Raw genomic sequence first — 14,898 nt, forward strand, 5'->3', positions numbered from 1 at the left:
GCAGAGCGTCTGCGTCGTTGCAGCCGTGATCGCGGCCACGGTCGATGCTTCCGCCGGCGAGCGCATCTCGATCAACGGCGGTTGGCGTTTCCATCAAGGCGATCCGCCTGGCCTGTCGACGCGCCTGGACTACGACGTGCGGCCGAAGGTGACGGACAACCAGGATGGCAAGGCCGCTGATGCGCGTCCCGAGGAGGCCGAGCAACTCGCTGCACGCGCCGAGGGCGTGCTCAAGCCCTGGATCCTGCCCAGCGGCAACGCCTTCATCGGCGACCCGTCACGTCGTCATGTCCGGCCCGCGGGCGATCCCGGCGGTGATGTGGCGTATGTGCAGGCGAACTTCGACGATCGCGACTGGCAGCAGGTCACGCTGCCGCACGACTGGGCGATCGCCGGGCCGTTCCTGCGCGAAGGCCCTTACGGTGGCATGGGACGGCTGCCGAGTTGGGGCATCGGCTGGTACCGGCGCAAGCTGGATATTCCGGCCAGCGACCGCGGCCGCTCGGTCTTCCTCGATGTCGACGGCGCGATGTCGTACGCGACGGTGTGGCTCAACGGCCGTCTCGTCGGCGGATGGCCGTACGGGTACAACTCGTGGCGCGTCGACCTGACACCGTACCTGCGGCCCGGTGGTGACAACCAGCTGGCGATCCGCCTCGACAACCCACCGGATTCGGCGCGCTGGTATCCCGGTGGCGGGTTGTACCGGAATGTCTGGCTGACCAAGGTCGACCCGCTGCACCTGGCGCACTGGGGCACGCGCGTGACGACGCCTCAGGTGTCGGCCGACGCAGCAACGATCCGGCTCGATGCGACTCTCGACAACGATTCCGGACGCAGCACTGACGTCGAAGTTGCCACCGAAATCGTGGCGCTCGACGAGTCTGGCCAACGAACCGGTGATGTGGTCGCGCGCATCGCGCCGGCGCGAAGCAGTGTCGCCGCTCGTTCCAGTGCGACCGTCACCGGTGAGACCACCATCGCCCACCCGCGACTGTGGGGTCCACCGCCTTCACAGTGGCCGAACCGCTATGTCGCCATCACCACGGTGTCGCGCGAGGGCCACATGGTCGACCGTTACGAGACGCCATTCGGCATCCGTTCGGTGCGCTTCGACGCCAACGAAGGCCTGATCGTCAACGGCGAGCGCATCGTCATCCGCGGCGTCAACAACCATCACGATCTTGGCGCGCTGGGCGCCGCCTTCAACGTCCGCGCGGCCGAACGCCAACTCGAGATCATGCGCGAGATGGGCGCCAACGCCGTGCGCATGAGCCACAACCCGCCGGCACCGGAGTTGCTTGAGCTGACCGACCGCATGGGCTTGCTCGTGATCGACGAGGTGTTCGACTCGTGGGAACGCAAGAAGACGCCGCTCGACTTCCATCTGATCTTCCAGGACTGGCACGAGCCCGACCTGCGCGCGATGCTGCGCCGCGACCGCAATCATCCGTCGATCGTCGCCTGGAGCGTCGGCAACGAAGTCGGCGAGCAGTACACCGGCGAGGCGGGCGCGGCGATCGCCCGGCGCCTGCACGACATCGTCCGCGAGGAAGATCCGACCCGCCCGACCACCAATGCCATGAACTGGGCCAAGCCGGACATGCCACTGTCGGCCGTGCTCGATGTGATCGGCCTGAACTACCAGGGCGAAGGCATCCGCGACACGCCCGAGTTCGAAGGCACCGAACGCATCCGCACGCGGCCGCAGTACCCGGCCTTCCATGCGCGCTTTCCGGACAAGGCCATCGTCAGCACCGAGACCGCGTCGGCGCTGAGCAGCCGCGGCGTGTATCTGTTCCCGGTGACGAAGGAGTCCAGCGCTCCGGTCCGCGATGGCCGTGGCGGCGATTCGAAGATCCGCCAGGTCAGTGCGTTCGAACTGCACGCGGTCGATTTCGGCTCAAGCGCCGACAAGGTCTTCGCTTCGCTCGACCGTCATCCGTATGTGGCCGGCGAGTTCGTCTGGACCGGTTTCGATTACCTCGGCGAGCCGACGCCCTACTACGACTCGCGCAGCTCCTACTCCGGCATCGTCGACCTGGCCGGTTTCGCGAAGGACCGCTACTACCTCTACCAGGCGCGCTGGCGCCCGGAGCTGCCGATGGCGCACCTGCTGCCGCACTGGACGTGGCCGGGACGCGAGGGCCAGGTCACGCCGGTGCATGTGTTCACGTCCGGCGACGAAGCCGAGCTGTTCGTCAACGGCAAGTCGCAGGGCCGGCGGAAGAAGGGCCCGTACGAGTACCGCCTGCGCTGGGACGATGTGGTGTACCAGCCCGGCGAAGTGCGCGTGCAGGCCTACCGGAACGGCAAGCCCTGGGCCGAGGCGAGCACGCGCACGACCAGCGCGCCGGCGAAACTGGAGCTGCAGCCCGATCGCCAGCAGATCCGTGCCGACGGCAGCGACCTGTCGTTCGTGACATTGCGCATACTCGACCGCGATGGACAGCCCGTGCCCGATGCCGCTTCGCTGGTTGAGTTCAGCGTCGACGGGCCCGCCGAAATCGTCGCTACCGACAATGGAGATCCGACCGACATGACCCCGTTCCCGTCGCACCAGCGCAACGCGTTCAACGGCCTCGCGCTGGTGATCCTGCGCAGCAAGGCAGGCCAGGCCGGCACCGTCACGGTTCGGGCGCAGTCGGCAAACCTGCAAGCCGCGCAAACCACGGTGCAGGTGCGCTGATGCTTCGCAACCCGATCCTCGCCACATTCGTCGTCACGCTGCTGGTGACCGCAAGCGGGTGCGCACCGGCAGTCGATCCGACCGCCAAGCACGCCTACCCGACCGTCGGACGCATCACCGTGCACGACGACGCACTGCGTTCGATCGTCGCGCCTGACGCGCGCATCGAGCGGATCGCCGAGGGTTTCACCTGGTCCGAAGGCCCGCTGTGGATGGGCGACGGCCAGTACCTGCTGTTCAACGATGTGCCCGGCAACACGATGTATCGCTGGTCGGCGCGCGACGGGCTGTCGGTGTTCCTCAAGCCGTCGGGTTACGGCGGCACGGATGTGGAGGGGCTGCGCGAGGCCGGCGCGAATGGGCTGGATGTCGAACCGGAAGGCACGGTGTTGCTGGCCGACTCGGGTTCGCGCCTGGTCGCGCGCCTGGACCCTTCGAGCAAGCGCAAGACGACGCTTGCCGCTGCCTACCAGGGCAAGCGCCTCAACAGTCCCAACGACGTTGTCCGCCACAGCGGGGGCTCGGTGTACTTCACCGATCCCCCGTACGGACTGAAGGGCATCGACGAATCGCCGCTGAAGGAGCAGCCCGCCAACGGCGTCTACCGCCTCGACCGCGACGGCTCCGTGCACCTGATCGAAGGCGGCCTGCGCTTCCCGAACGGCGTCGCACTCTCGCCCGACGAACGTACGCTCTACGTCGCCAACTCCGACGAGAAGCACCCGGTGTGGATGGCGTACCGGCTGGACGATCGCGGCAACGCGCTCGACCGTCGCGTGCTGGCCGACGCATCGGACCTGGTCGCCGCGGGCGCCAGCGGTGCGCCGGACGGGCTATGCATCTCCAGTGACGGCCACCTGTTCGCCAGCGCACCCGGCGGCCTGCTGGTGATGGATGCCAATGGCAAGCGGCTGGGCCTGATCGAAACCGGAAGCCGCGTGTCAAACTGCGCCTTCGGCGACGACGGCCGCACGCTGTACCTGACCTCGCACACGTTTGTCGCGCGCGTGCGAGTGGCGGTCACCGGTCTGGGGTTCGGACACCCGACCGGTAACGGCGACTGACCGGAGCGACCGGCCGCGGCAGGTAGCCGGGGCTTCGTCCGCTATAATCGCCCCGTTGTCCACGTCTCTTTGAGGTGTTGCGCCATGCGCCAGTGATGCCGCCGTCGTTCTGACGGCCTGACCGCCTCCATCCCATCCGGGTGGATCGGCCCATGGCATACCTGGAGTCCGCATGACCTCGCCCTTGCTCGCGCTCGAGCGCGTCGCATTCGTCCTGCCCGATGGCAGGCCTCTTTTCACCGATCTCGATGTCCAGCTCGACCACCGCCGCACCGGCCTGGTTGGTCGCAATGGCGCGGGCAAGAGTGTGCTCGCACGCATCCTGGCCGGCGACCTTGTGCCGACCGCTGGGCAGTGCCTGCGTGCGGGATCGGTGCACTACCTGCCGCAGCAGATCGTGGCTGCCCATGGCGCCAGCGTCGCCGCCGTCGCCGGCGTGCAGCCGGTGCTGGACGCACTTGCACGAATCGAAGCCGGCAGCGTGGACGGGGCGGATTTCGACCTCGTCGCGGAGCGCTGGGACATGCGCGAACGCATCCATTCCGGACTCATCGAGTGCGGCCTCGGCGAGCTGCGGGCGGATTCTCCCGCCGCCTCGCTCAGCGGTGGCGAGCTGACCCGTGTCGCGCTGCTTGCAGCGCGGCTCGGCGAAGCCGATTACCTCGTCCTCGATGAGCCCAGCAACCACCTCGACCGGGAGCAGCGCGGCGCACTGCTGCACCAGCTGGGCCAATGGCCGCGCGGATTGCTGGTGGTGAGCCACGACCGCGAACTGCTGGAATCGATGGAGCGGATCCTCGAATTGACGCCGGGCGGATTGCGCGACTATGCCGGTGGCTACTCGCTGTACGCACAGGAGCGTGCAATGCAGCAGCAGCAAGCCGAACGTGAGCTGGCACGGGTAAAGGTCGAGCGCCGCCGTGGCGAAACCCGGATGCGCGAGCAGCGCGAGCGTCAGCAACGCCGCCAGTCGCGCGATTCCAGACAGGCGCGCGACGCCAATCAGGCGAGGATCCTGCTGGGCAACCTGAAGCAGTGGAGCCAGGCCAGCGCCGGCAAGTTGCAGCACCGGCATGCCGACCTTTCCGCAAAGCTCGCCGACGACGTGCAGCAAGCGGCCCGGCACGTCGAATCCGAAACGGGCGTGGCGTTGTTCGCGCCCATGCCGCCGGCGGCATCGCAACGCCGCGCGGTGCGCCTGGAACAGCTGCTGCTGCCGTTCGGGGCCGTGGCGGCCCATCCGCTCGATCTCGATATCGGCGGTTGCCAGCGAATCGGCCTGGTGGGAGCCAACGGCAGCGGCAAATCGACGCTGCTGAAGCTGCTGGCCGGCTCGGTGGCGCCGGCAGGCGGCCGCTGCGAGGTCAATGTGCCGACTGCTTACCTCGACCAGCAACTGGAAACGCTGGCCGCGGATGCGACACCGCTGCAGTCGCTATCGCAGGCCAATCCGTCCGCCGAGCAGGCCGAGCTGCGAACACGCCTGGCACTGCTGGGATTGCCGGCGGAGGCCGTGCTGACGCCGAACCATCGGCTCAGCGGCGGTCAGCGCCTCAAGGTCGCGCTGGCGTGCGCCGTGTATCGCACCCAGCCCGCCGAGCTGTTGTTGCTCGACGAGCCGACGAACCACCTCGACCTTGCATCGGTCGAAGCGCTGGAGCTCATGCTCCTGCGCTATCCCGGCGCGATGGTGGTGGTGTCGCACGACGAAGCGTTCCTGCAACGCCTGGCGCTGGATGCACGGCTCGAGGCGCGTCCACAGGGGTGGCAGTTGACGCTGCTCTAGGCGTCAGTCCGACAGGGCACGCCAGACCGCGGCTGGCGTGCCGTCTCCAAGCGTGGCATACGCCTCGCGCACCGCATCGACGAAACGCGCGTCGGCCGAGAGCGGCGCGAAGATCGAATCCAGTGCCAGGAAGCTTGCGACGTCGTCGTTTGCATCGCCCGTCGCGGCACGGCCGACTTCTGCCAGTACGTCTGCCATCGGATCGACCAGCGCCACGCCATTGCGCGCCTGGCGACGCACGAACTGCATCCACGCCGCGACGGGCAGGCACAGCAGGTCGATCGGGCGGCCTGCGGCGAGTGCATCGCTGATGGTGCCCAGCAGCCGCACCGGCAACTTCTGCGAGCCGTCCCAGGCGATCTGCAGTAGCCGGTGCTGGATCGCCGGATTGCGGAAGCGCGCGAGGATCGCCTCGACGTAGGCGCCGGCATTGAAGCCGGCAGGTGCCTTCACGTTCGGGACGATGCCATCGTGCATCAGCCGCTCGACGAAGCCGGCCAGCACCGGCGTGGCCATCGCCTGCGCCACGGTCTCGATGTCCATCAGCGCGCCGAGGTAGGCCAGCGCCGAATGCGGTGCGTTGAGCAGGCGCAGCTTGGCGCGGTCGTAGCCGGCGATGTCGCCGCTGAGGGTCACGCCAACCTTCTCGAACGCGGGCCTGCCGTTGCAGAAGCTGTCCTCGACCACCCACTGCGTGTAGGCCTCGCGCTGCACCGGCCAGGCGTCGCTGCAGCCCAGTTGTGCGGAGACGCGCTCGCGCAATGCGTCGTCGGTGGCCGGTGTGATGCTGTCGACCATCGAGCACGGGAAGGCCACTTCGGACTCAATCCAGCGCGCGAGCTCGCGGTCGAGCTTCCACGCGTACTGGACCACGGCGCGCGCGAGCTTTCGGCCGTTCTCGGGCAGGTTGTCGCAACTGAGGACCGTGAACGGCGGCAGGTGCAGCTTGCGCCGTGCCGAGAGTCCGGCGACGACGTAACCGATGGCGCCGTTCGGTGCATCCGGTGAAGCCAGGTCGTGGACGATCTCCGGATGGGTGAGGTCGAGATCGCCACCGTCCAGGCAATAGCCCTTCTCGGTGATGGTCAGCGTGACGATGCGCACCAGCGGATCGGCCAGGCGCTTGAGCACCTGCTCGCGCTGTTCGCGGGCAAAGAGCAGTTCGCGGATCGAACCGATCACGCGCAGCGACGGGTTCTGGCCGAGCAGGGCCAGCGCGTACAGGCCATCCTGCGGTTGTAGCGCGTCGCGCACGTCACGGCTGTTGAGGCTGACGCCGCAGATCGCCCAGTCCGGTTCGCTGGCGAGCACGTCGTCGACGTAGACGGCCTGGTGGGCGCGGTGGAACGCGCCGACACCGATGTGGACGATGCCGATACGGGTGCCGGCGCGGTCGTACGCAGGACGAATGATGTCGGGCGGCAGCGTCGCGAGTGCAGCCTGGTTCAAGCGGTTGGACATGATCTTCCTTCAGTGAAACCCACTACCCCGTCATCCCCGCGAAGGCGGGGATCCATGGACGTCGCCATTGCGTCGTTGACGTCCATGGGTTCCCGCCTTCGCGGGAACGACGGTAGTACTTACTTCGTCACGGTCAGCTTCGTCTTCGCGCGAATGTCCTCGCTCGACGCACCGACCTGCACTTCATAGCTGCCCGCATCGACCGCGTACGCCTTCGCGCCTTCATCGTAGTAGCGCAGGTCAACCGAGGGATCGAGCTTGAAGGTCAGCGTGCGCTCCTCGCCCGGCTGCAAGGTCACGCGCTGGAAGCCGCGCAACTCCTTTCGCGCACGCGGCTGCTTCGGATCGAGCGCGCGTGCGTACAGCTGCACGACCTCGTCGCCGGCGCGCTTGCCGCTGTTGCGGACCTTGACCGTCGCCGTCACCGGTTGCTTCGCACCGGCCTTGGCACGATCAAGGCGCAGGTCGGAGTAGGCAAACGTCGTGTACGACAGGCCGTGGCCGAACGGATACAGCGGCTCGCCATCGAAGTAGCGGTAGGTGCGGCCCTGCATCGAGTAGTCGTCGAATGCCGGCAGCTTCTCGTCGGCCTTGTAGAACGTGACCGGCAGGCGACCGGCGGGATTGGCGTCGCCGAACAGCACGTCCGCCACCGCATTGCCGCCGCGCTGGCCGGGATACCAGGCCATGACTATCGCTGGCAGGTTGTCCTTGGCCCAGTCCACCGCCAGCGCCGAACCCGCGGTCAGCACCATCACCACCGGCTTGCCGGTCGCGTGCAGCGCTTCGAGCAGCTTGCGCTGCGTCGCGGGCAGGCGCATGTCGGTGCGGTCGCCACCGGCGAAGCCCGGGTAGCTGACCGTCATCTCCTCGCCTTCGACGTCGCCGGTGAGGCCGCCAACGAAGATCACCACGTCGGACTCGCTCGCCACCTGCAAGGCTTCCTCGAACGGCGGTTTGGCGCCGGGCATGCGCCAGGCCAGGCGTACGCCCGCGTCACGCTCGCCGTCGTAGTACTCGAGCTTGAGGTCGTAGCTGCGGCCTGCCTGCAGCGTCACGGTGGTGCTGTCGGCGCGCAGGCGGTCGCTGTCCTTCCACTGGTCGAGCACGAGCTTGCCGTCGAGGTACAGGCGGAAGCCGTCGTTCGCCGATGCTTCGAGCTGGTAGCTGCCCGACACCGGCGGCAGCAGCTGGCCGCTCCAGCGGATGCTGAAGTTGTCCGACGGCACCGACTGACCGCCGTGCGCTTCGCCGCGCGCCATCAGGTTGTCGGTCGGCGAGCCGCGGTCCCAGCGAAAGCCGATCTGCGAATCGACGCGCACCAGCGCCGGCTTGCCGGACAGGTCGCGGCTGCGGAAGTACTCGCCGCGCAGGCCGCGCTCGCTCGAACCCTTTTCCGGGCGCAGGTATTGCGGCTCGATCAGCGGCGTCGCCGCCGGATCGTCGCGACCTTCCACCAGGTCGACGCCGCGCGCGTGCACCACCTGCGCGTTCGGCACGGCCTGGCGGATGCCCTGCAGGATCGTCACCGGCGCGGATGGCGTGCCGTAGTAGTTGCCGAGCAGCGCCATGGTGTCGTCGGCCGTAGGGCCGACCACCGCAATCCGCTTCGTGTCACGCGACAGCGGCAACACGCCGTCGTTCTTGAGCAGCACGATCGACTCCTGCGCGACCTTGCGCGACAGCGCGTCATGCGCGGGCGCCTGGTTGACCGAGTACGGGATGCCGGCCCAGCGCACCTTCTCCGGCGGGTCGAACATGCCCAGGCGCATCCGCGCAGTGAACAGTTGCGTCAGCGCGTGATCGATCTCGGCTTCGGTGATCAGCCCCTTCTTCACCGCCACCGGCAGCGACGGCGTGTAAGTGTCGCCGCAGTCGAGCTGGGTTCCGTTCTTGACCGCCAGCGCGGCTGCCTCTTCCGGCGTGGCGACGATCTTGTGGTGCTTCCAGATGTCGACGATGGCCCAGCAGTCGGAGACGACGTAGCCCTTGAACCCCCACTGGCCGCGCAGCGTGTCCTGCAGCAGGAACTTGCTGGCGCTGGCCGACTCGCCGTAGACGCGGTTGTAGGCGCCCATCACCGCGTCGACCTGGCCTTCCTTCACCAGCACCTCGAATGCGGGCAGGTAGGTCTCGTAGAGATCGCGCTGACTCGGCCTGGCGTCGAAGGTGTGGCGGTCGGCCTCAGGACCGCTGTGCACGGCGAAGTGCTTGGCGGTGGCGTCGAGCTTGCGGTACTTCGGGTCGTCGCCCTGCAGGCCCTTCACGAACGTCACGCCCATGCGCGCGGTGAGGTACGGATCCTCGCCGTAGGTTTCCTGGCCACGGCCCCAGCGCGGGTCGCGGAAGATGTTGATGTTGGGCGACCAGAACGTCAGGCCCTGGTAGCGGCCGTGCTGCCCCTGCCGGGCGAACTCGTGGTGCTTGGCACGCGCTTCGTCGCTGATGACGGTGGCGATCTGGCCCATCAACGGCACGTCGAACGTCGCCGCCATGCCGATCGCCTGCGGAAACACGGTCGCCGCGCCGGCACGGGCGACACCGTGCAGCGCCTCGTTCCACCAGTCGTACGCCGGCACGCCGAGGCGTTCGATCGCGGGCGCGCCGTTCTGCATCTGCGCGGCCTTTTCCTCGAGCGTCATGCGCGAGACGAGGTCGGCGGCGCGCGCTTCGAAGCTCTTGTCGAGATCGAGGTAGGCCGGCGTCGCGCACAGCGCCTGTGTGCTCGCGGCAAGGAGCACGGCAGCAATCACCGCGCGCAAGGTTGCAACCCCCACCTTTCCGGAAACGTCATCCCCGCGAAGGCGGGGATCCATGGACGTCGCTCGTGAAGCACCAACGTCCATGGATTGCCGCCTGCGCGGCAATGACGAGCAGGTTTCTTCCCGGCCAATGTCATTCATTATTTCGTCTCCGTACGCGCATAGGGCCCCACCACCGCGCCGACGAATCCGCCGGCAACGTCGGTGCTGAGGATGGTTCCGTCTTCGTTCTTGCGCAGCCACTGCCAACCCTTGCCGTCGGCATCGAAACCGAATGAGTAGGCACCGCTGTCGCCGGTGATCTTCAGTTTCAGCGTCTTCGCATTCGCAATCGCCTTCGTGGCGATCGTGCTGGCCTTGCCGTCGACGCTGCGCTGCAGGAACAGCTCAAGGCCCGCGCCGGCACGGCGCACGCCCAGGAAGTACCAGTAACGCTCGTTCTGGAACGCGACGATGCCCGCTTCCGTGCCCGCCTCGACCGGCACCGTCAGCTCGGTGCTCGATTCGAAGGCCAGGTGCTGCTGCCTTCGCGCCAGGAACGAGGGATTGCGCAACGTGCCCAGGCCTTCCACCAGCGGATGGATCGCCAGCTGGCCCGGCTTCGCAGCCAGGTCGGCCCAGGGCTGCTTCGGCACGCGCACGTGCATCCACGCGCGATCAAGCTTCGGTTTGTCGAACTCGTCGCGCCAGGTGAAGTTGCCGGTCATCGGGGCCTGCGACTTGCCGCGCTCCATGAAGGCAGGTCCCGGCAACACCTGCGGTATCGCCCGCCCGTGCTCGAGGATCACCGGCCAGCCGTCCTTCCACGTCACAGGCAACAGGTAGGTCTCGCGCCCGGTGTTGTAATGCGTACCACCGTAGTTGCGACTGGCGAGGAAAATCGCCCACCAGCTGCCATCGAGCCCTTCGACCAGGTCGGCGTGGCCGGCGTTGGTGATCGGGTTCGCACGCGCCGGGTCGAGGTCGCGCTGGGTCAGGATCGGGTTGCCCGCGTACGGCGCATACGGACCCCACACGTTGCGACTGCGCAGAACCACCTGCGAATGATCCGGCCCGGTGCCGCCTTCGGCGCAGACCAGGTAGTACCAGCCTTCGCGCTGGTAGATGTGCGGGCCTTCAATCCAGATCGGGTTCTTCGACGGATCGACGCCGCCGTCGATCAGCACCTTGCGCGGACCGACCGGCTTGCGCTGCGCCAGGTCGAATTCCTGCATCCAGATCGCGCGGTGGCCGTCGTAGCGCGGCTTGCCTTCCGGCTCGCCGTTGTTGAGGAGGTAGGCCTTGCCGTCGGCGTCGAAGAACAGCGACGGATCGATGCCATCGATGGTCGGCAGCCAGACCGGATCCGACCACGGGCCGGCCGGATCCTTCGCCGTCACCAGGAAGTTGCCGCCGTTATCGACCGCGGTGTTGACCACGAAGAAGGTGCCGTCGTGGTAGGCGATCGTCGGTGCGAACACGCCACGCGACATGCCCAGGCCATCGAAATCCAGCTGCGACGGCCGCTCGATCGCGTTGCCGATCTGCGTCCAGTGCACCAGGTCGCGGCTTTCAAACACCGGGATGCCCGGGTAGTAGGAGAAGCTGGAGTTGACCAGATAGTAGCGATCGCGCGCGCGGACCACCGCCGGATCGGGATGGAAACCGGCGGCCACCGGATTGCGGAAACTGCCTTCCGGCAACGGCTGCTCGAACGTGGCGTCGTGGCCGCGGTACTCGAACCAGTCGAACAGCACAGGCTCGCGGGCGTGCGCCGATGCAGCCGACAACGCCAGCAGCAACGGAACCATCTTCCTCGACAGCTTCGTCATCGTGATCACCAGTCCCACATCGAGCCGTCTTCCAGGCGCGCGATCGGCAGCTGCTTGGGCGAGTACGGGTAGCGCGCGGCAAGCTTCTCGTCGATGGTCACGCCGTGGCCCGGTGTGTCGCCGACGTGCAGGCGACCGTCGCGGAACACGTAGTCGTGCGGAAACACTTCGTTGGCCTCTTCGGAGTGGAACATGTACTCCTGGATGCCGAAGTTCGGCACCCAGGTGTCGAAGTGCAGCGCCGCGCCCATGCACACCGGCGACAGGTCGGTGGCGCCGTGGAAGCCGGTGCGCACCTGGTGCAGCCCGGCGAAGTCGGCCAGTCGGCGCAGGTGGGTGATGCCGCCACCATGGACAATCGTGGTGCGGATGTAGTCGACCAGCTGGTTCTCTATCAGGTGCTTGCAGTCCCAGATCGAGTTGAACACCTCACCCACCGCCAACGGCGTGACCGAGTGCTGGCGGATCAACTCGAACGACTTCTGGTTCTCGGCCGGGGTGGCGTCTTCCAGCCAGAACAGGCGGTAAGGCTCGACGTCGCGGGCCAGGCGCGCGGCCTCGATCGGGCTCAGGCGATGGTGCACGTCGTGCAGCAGCTCGACATCGTTGCCGTGGTCGGCGCGCAGGCGTTCGAACAGCTTCGGGACGACTTCCAGGTACTTCGGCGTCGACCACACGGTCTCGGCGGGCAGTTCGCTCTCGGCCGGCTCGTAGGGCTTGCCGGCGGTGGAAATTCCGTAGGCCTTCTTCACGCCCGGCACGCCGCACTGCGCGCGCACGGCGAGGAAGCCCTTCTCGCGGTACTTGCCGACTTCGTCGCTGGCCTCGCTGATGTCGCGGCCGTTGGCATGGGCATAGACCAGCGCGCCCTCGCGCGAGCGACCGCCCAGCAACTGGTACAGCGGCAGGCCGGCCATCTTGCCGAGGATGTCCCACAGCGCGACGTCGACCGCGGCAATGGCCGTCATCGTCACCGGGCCACGGCGCCAGTAAGCGCCGCGATAGAAGAACTGCCAGATGTCCTCGATGCGACCGGCGTCGCGGCCGATCAGGTTGGGCACCAGGTGATCCTGCAGGTACGACGCCACGGCCAGCTCGCGGCCGTTGAGCGTCGCATCGCCGAGGCCGACGACGCCCGAGCGGGTTTCGATGCGCAGGGTGACGAAGTTGCGTCCCGGGCAGGTAACGATGACGCGTGCGTCGACGATCTCGCGGTCGCGCGAGGAGCCGTGAGTTGTTGTTTCGGTGTGGGGGGGCGTGCTCATCTTCGAATCGCTCGGCTGGGTTCGTTTACTTGATCGGGGTTTCGAACGGACCGGCGGGCAAGCCGGCGCCGTCAAACAGGGTGCAAACCGGGCCGTCGGCCCAGCAGTAGCGCACGCGCGTGGCCTCCGCCGTCGCAGCGGCGCGCAGGGTCACGCTGTTGCCGCTGATGCGGGCATCGGCGTAGTGGCAGCTGTCCTTGTCCGCGCCGCACAGCTCGAAGCCAATCGGGCCATCGGCGCCGAAGGCGACCAGCCCGTCGCTGACATCGGCGAACGAGACCACCACGGCGTCGCCTTCGCGCTTCGCCGATGCCGGCACCGGCCCCGAAGGGGGTTGCTTGTCACCGTAGATCGCGTGGCGTGCGGCACGGGCCAGGCGGCGCCCGAGCTCCTGCTTGTTCGGCGGGTGGATGTCGTAGCGGTCGCCGATATCGATCGTCACCGCGAGGCCGCTGTGCGCATCCTCATCGACGACGTGGCGTTGTGCTTCGCGCAGTTCGGCCCAGCCGCTTTCGGCCGGTTGCGACTTCGGCATGCCGTAGCCCGCGAGCTGGATGATCAGCGTCGGCAGGTCGGCGCCGAAGCGCGAGCGCCAGTCCTTGCGCCACATGCGCAACAGGTCGCCATAGCGATCGGCTTCGAAGGTGTTCGACTCGCCCTGGTACCAGAGCATGCCGCGGAAACCGTACTTGCCAATCGGCGAGATCATGCCGTTGTAGAGCGTCGACAGTCCCGCTGCCGTCTGCCACGGCGCGCGTGGCGGCCAGTCGTAACCTGGTGCCGGACGATACTTCCACGCGCCGTCGAGCGGTACGGTGGTGCCGTCCTTGAAGCGGACCGCGTACGCCGAGGCGGGACCGCTCATGCCACCGGCGCGATAGGTGTCGAGCACGTTGATCGTGACCGAGTTGTCGCCAGCCTTCAGCAAGCCGGCGGGCAACGGATACTCGCGCCCGGAGCCCGGCCCATAGGTGCTGCCGACTCCATGGCCGTTGACCCAGGTCATGTCGACTTCATCGATCGAACCCAGCAGCAGCACCGCCTCCTGCGCGGCCTGCTGTTCGGTGAGCTTCACCGACGTGCGGAACCAGACCATGCCGTCGTACTCGGCAAGGTCCTTGACGCCCCATTCCTCCCACGGACCGAGCGCAGGCGGCGCGTTGCGCCAGCCGTCGGTCGCGGAGTAGCTGGCCGTCCACGGCTCATCGCCCGCCTTGAACTCCTTGCGACCGCGCCACCACTTGGCCCAGACGTCACCCCACTGCCCCACCGCGGCGACGGGATCATTCGCGTACGACGCCAGCACGTCGAGCTCGTCGTCGTACTGTCCCGAAGCGCGCAATGCCTCGCCGCTGGTCCAGGCCTGGATGCGCGAGCCGCCCCAGGCCGCGGTGACCAGGCCCATCGGCACGTTCACGGTCTTCTGCAATTCGCGCGCGTAGTAAAAACACGCCGCGGAGAAATCGGGCACGGTTTCCGGCGAGGCCTTGAGCCATTTCACTTGCGTAGCGAAATGCTCCAGCGGCGTGACGCTGCCGGTTTCGCCGACGGTGAGCATGCGGATGGAGTCATTGGCGGACCCGGCGATCTCGGCACGCGAGTCCAGCGTGCGATGCACCTGCAACACCATGTTCGACTGGCCCGAGCACAGCCAGACGTCGCCGACCATCACGTCGTCAACGGTCTGCTTCATGCCGCCCTGCGCGCTGACGTTGAGCTTGTACGGCCCGCCCGCCGCCATCGGCGGCAGGGTCGCCTGCCAGCGGCCGTTCTCGTCGGCACGCGCACTGGCCTGCTTGCGGGCAAGCGTCACCTTCACCGCCTGCCCCGGCCCCGTCTGTCCCCACACGCGGATCGGCGCGTTGCGCTGCAGGACCGCATGGTCCTGGAACATTTCGTGCAGCAGCGGTGCCGGCCTGCGCTCGGACACGGTCGCGCCGGGCTGGTCCTGCAACGGTTCGTGCGCGTTGCCGCCGGCGCATGCAGCGGACGTCGCCAGCAGCGCCAATGCCAGCAGCCCGGCACGCGGCAGACGCAATGGGTTGGATGCAGTTGTCATG

8 protein-coding genes are annotated in these 14,898 nt (G+C 67.6%); 3 read left to right on the forward strand and 5 right to left on the reverse strand.

All coding sequences use genetic code 11. The features are described 5' to 3' along the window. Positions 1–28: 28 nt before the first annotated feature. The 3 genes from galB (at position 29) to AC3A3Q_RS16255 (ending at position 5,539) form a co-directional block, all read left to right on the forward strand. Complete coding sequence (gene galB, locus AC3A3Q_RS16245) at positions 29–2,689, forward strand: beta-galactosidase GalB (protein WP_487587276.1); 2,661 nt, start codon at positions 29–31, stop codon at positions 2,687–2,689. Then, positions 2,689–3,753 carry an SMP-30/gluconolactonase/LRE family protein gene (locus AC3A3Q_RS16250; RefSeq protein WP_487587214.1) on the forward strand — a complete coding sequence of 355 codons (1,065 nt, stop codon included), beginning with the start codon at positions 2,689–2,691 and terminating at the stop codon, positions 3,751–3,753. Before galB ends, AC3A3Q_RS16250 begins: the two co-directional genes overlap by 1 nt. A 172-nt stretch (positions 3,754–3,925) precedes the next feature. After that, a complete protein-coding gene (locus tag AC3A3Q_RS16255) occupies positions 3,926–5,539 on the forward strand; it encodes an ABC-F family ATP-binding cassette domain-containing protein (protein ID WP_487587215.1) in 1,614 nt (537 codons plus the stop codon). Positions 5,540–5,542: 3 nt separating this feature from the next. Here AC3A3Q_RS16255 and AC3A3Q_RS16260 read toward each other — a convergent pair whose 3' ends face one another. The 5 genes from AC3A3Q_RS16260 to AC3A3Q_RS16280 form a co-directional block, all read right to left on the reverse strand. Further along, the gene (locus AC3A3Q_RS16260) at positions 5,543–7,000 is read right to left on the reverse strand and encodes a mannitol dehydrogenase family protein (protein WP_487587216.1); all 1,458 of its coding nucleotides are present in this window, start codon (positions 6,998–7,000) and stop codon (positions 5,543–5,545) included. A gap of 119 nt (positions 7,001–7,119) precedes the next feature. After that, positions 7,120–9,741, reverse strand: a complete 2,622-nt coding sequence (locus tag AC3A3Q_RS16265) for a glycoside hydrolase family 3 protein (protein WP_487587277.1) — start codon at positions 9,739–9,741, stop codon at positions 7,120–7,122. A 161-nt stretch (positions 9,742–9,902) separates the two neighbouring features. Next, entirely contained in the window at positions 9,903–11,573 is a 1,671-nt protein-coding gene (locus AC3A3Q_RS16270; protein ID WP_487587217.1) for a glycoside hydrolase family 43 protein, read from the reverse strand. A gap of 5 nt (positions 11,574–11,578) precedes the next feature. Continuing rightward, positions 11,579–12,838, reverse strand: a complete 1,260-nt coding sequence (manD, locus tag AC3A3Q_RS16275) for a D-mannonate dehydratase ManD (protein WP_487587218.1) — start codon at positions 12,836–12,838, stop codon at positions 11,579–11,581. Positions 12,839–12,863: 25 nt separating this feature from the next. Continuing rightward, positions 12,864–14,897, reverse strand: coding sequence for a sialate O-acetylesterase (locus AC3A3Q_RS16280; protein ID WP_487587219.1), 2,034 nt, complete (start codon positions 14,895–14,897; stop codon positions 12,864–12,866). Position 14,898 lies beyond the last annotated feature (1 nt).

It is taken from the genome of Lysobacter sp. Soil_C_59, assembly GCF_057656415.1.

What these genes read in the sequence shown, in the direction of transcription:
- AC3A3Q_RS16260 (WP_487587216.1), bottom strand. Translation starts at nt 7,000, where the DNA reads ATGTCCAACCGCTTGAACCAGGCTGCACTCGCGACGCTGCCGCCCGAC.
- AC3A3Q_RS16280 (WP_487587219.1), bottom strand. Translation starts at nt 14,897, where the DNA reads ATGACAACTGCATCCAACCCATTGCGTCTGCCGCGTGCCGGGCTGCTG.
- AC3A3Q_RS16255 (WP_487587215.1), top strand. Translation starts at nt 3,926, where the DNA reads ATGACCTCGCCCTTGCTCGCGCTCGAGCGCGTCGCATTCGTCCTGCCC.
- manD (WP_487587218.1), bottom strand. Translation starts at nt 12,838, where the DNA reads ATGAGCACGCCCCCCCACACCGAAACAACAACTCACGGCTCCTCGCGC.
- AC3A3Q_RS16250 (WP_487587214.1), top strand. Translation starts at nt 2,689, where the DNA reads ATGCTTCGCAACCCGATCCTCGCCACATTCGTCGTCACGCTGCTGGTG.
- AC3A3Q_RS16270 (WP_487587217.1), bottom strand. Translation starts at nt 11,573, where the DNA reads ATGACGAAGCTGTCGAGGAAGATGGTTCCGTTGCTGCTGGCGTTGTCG.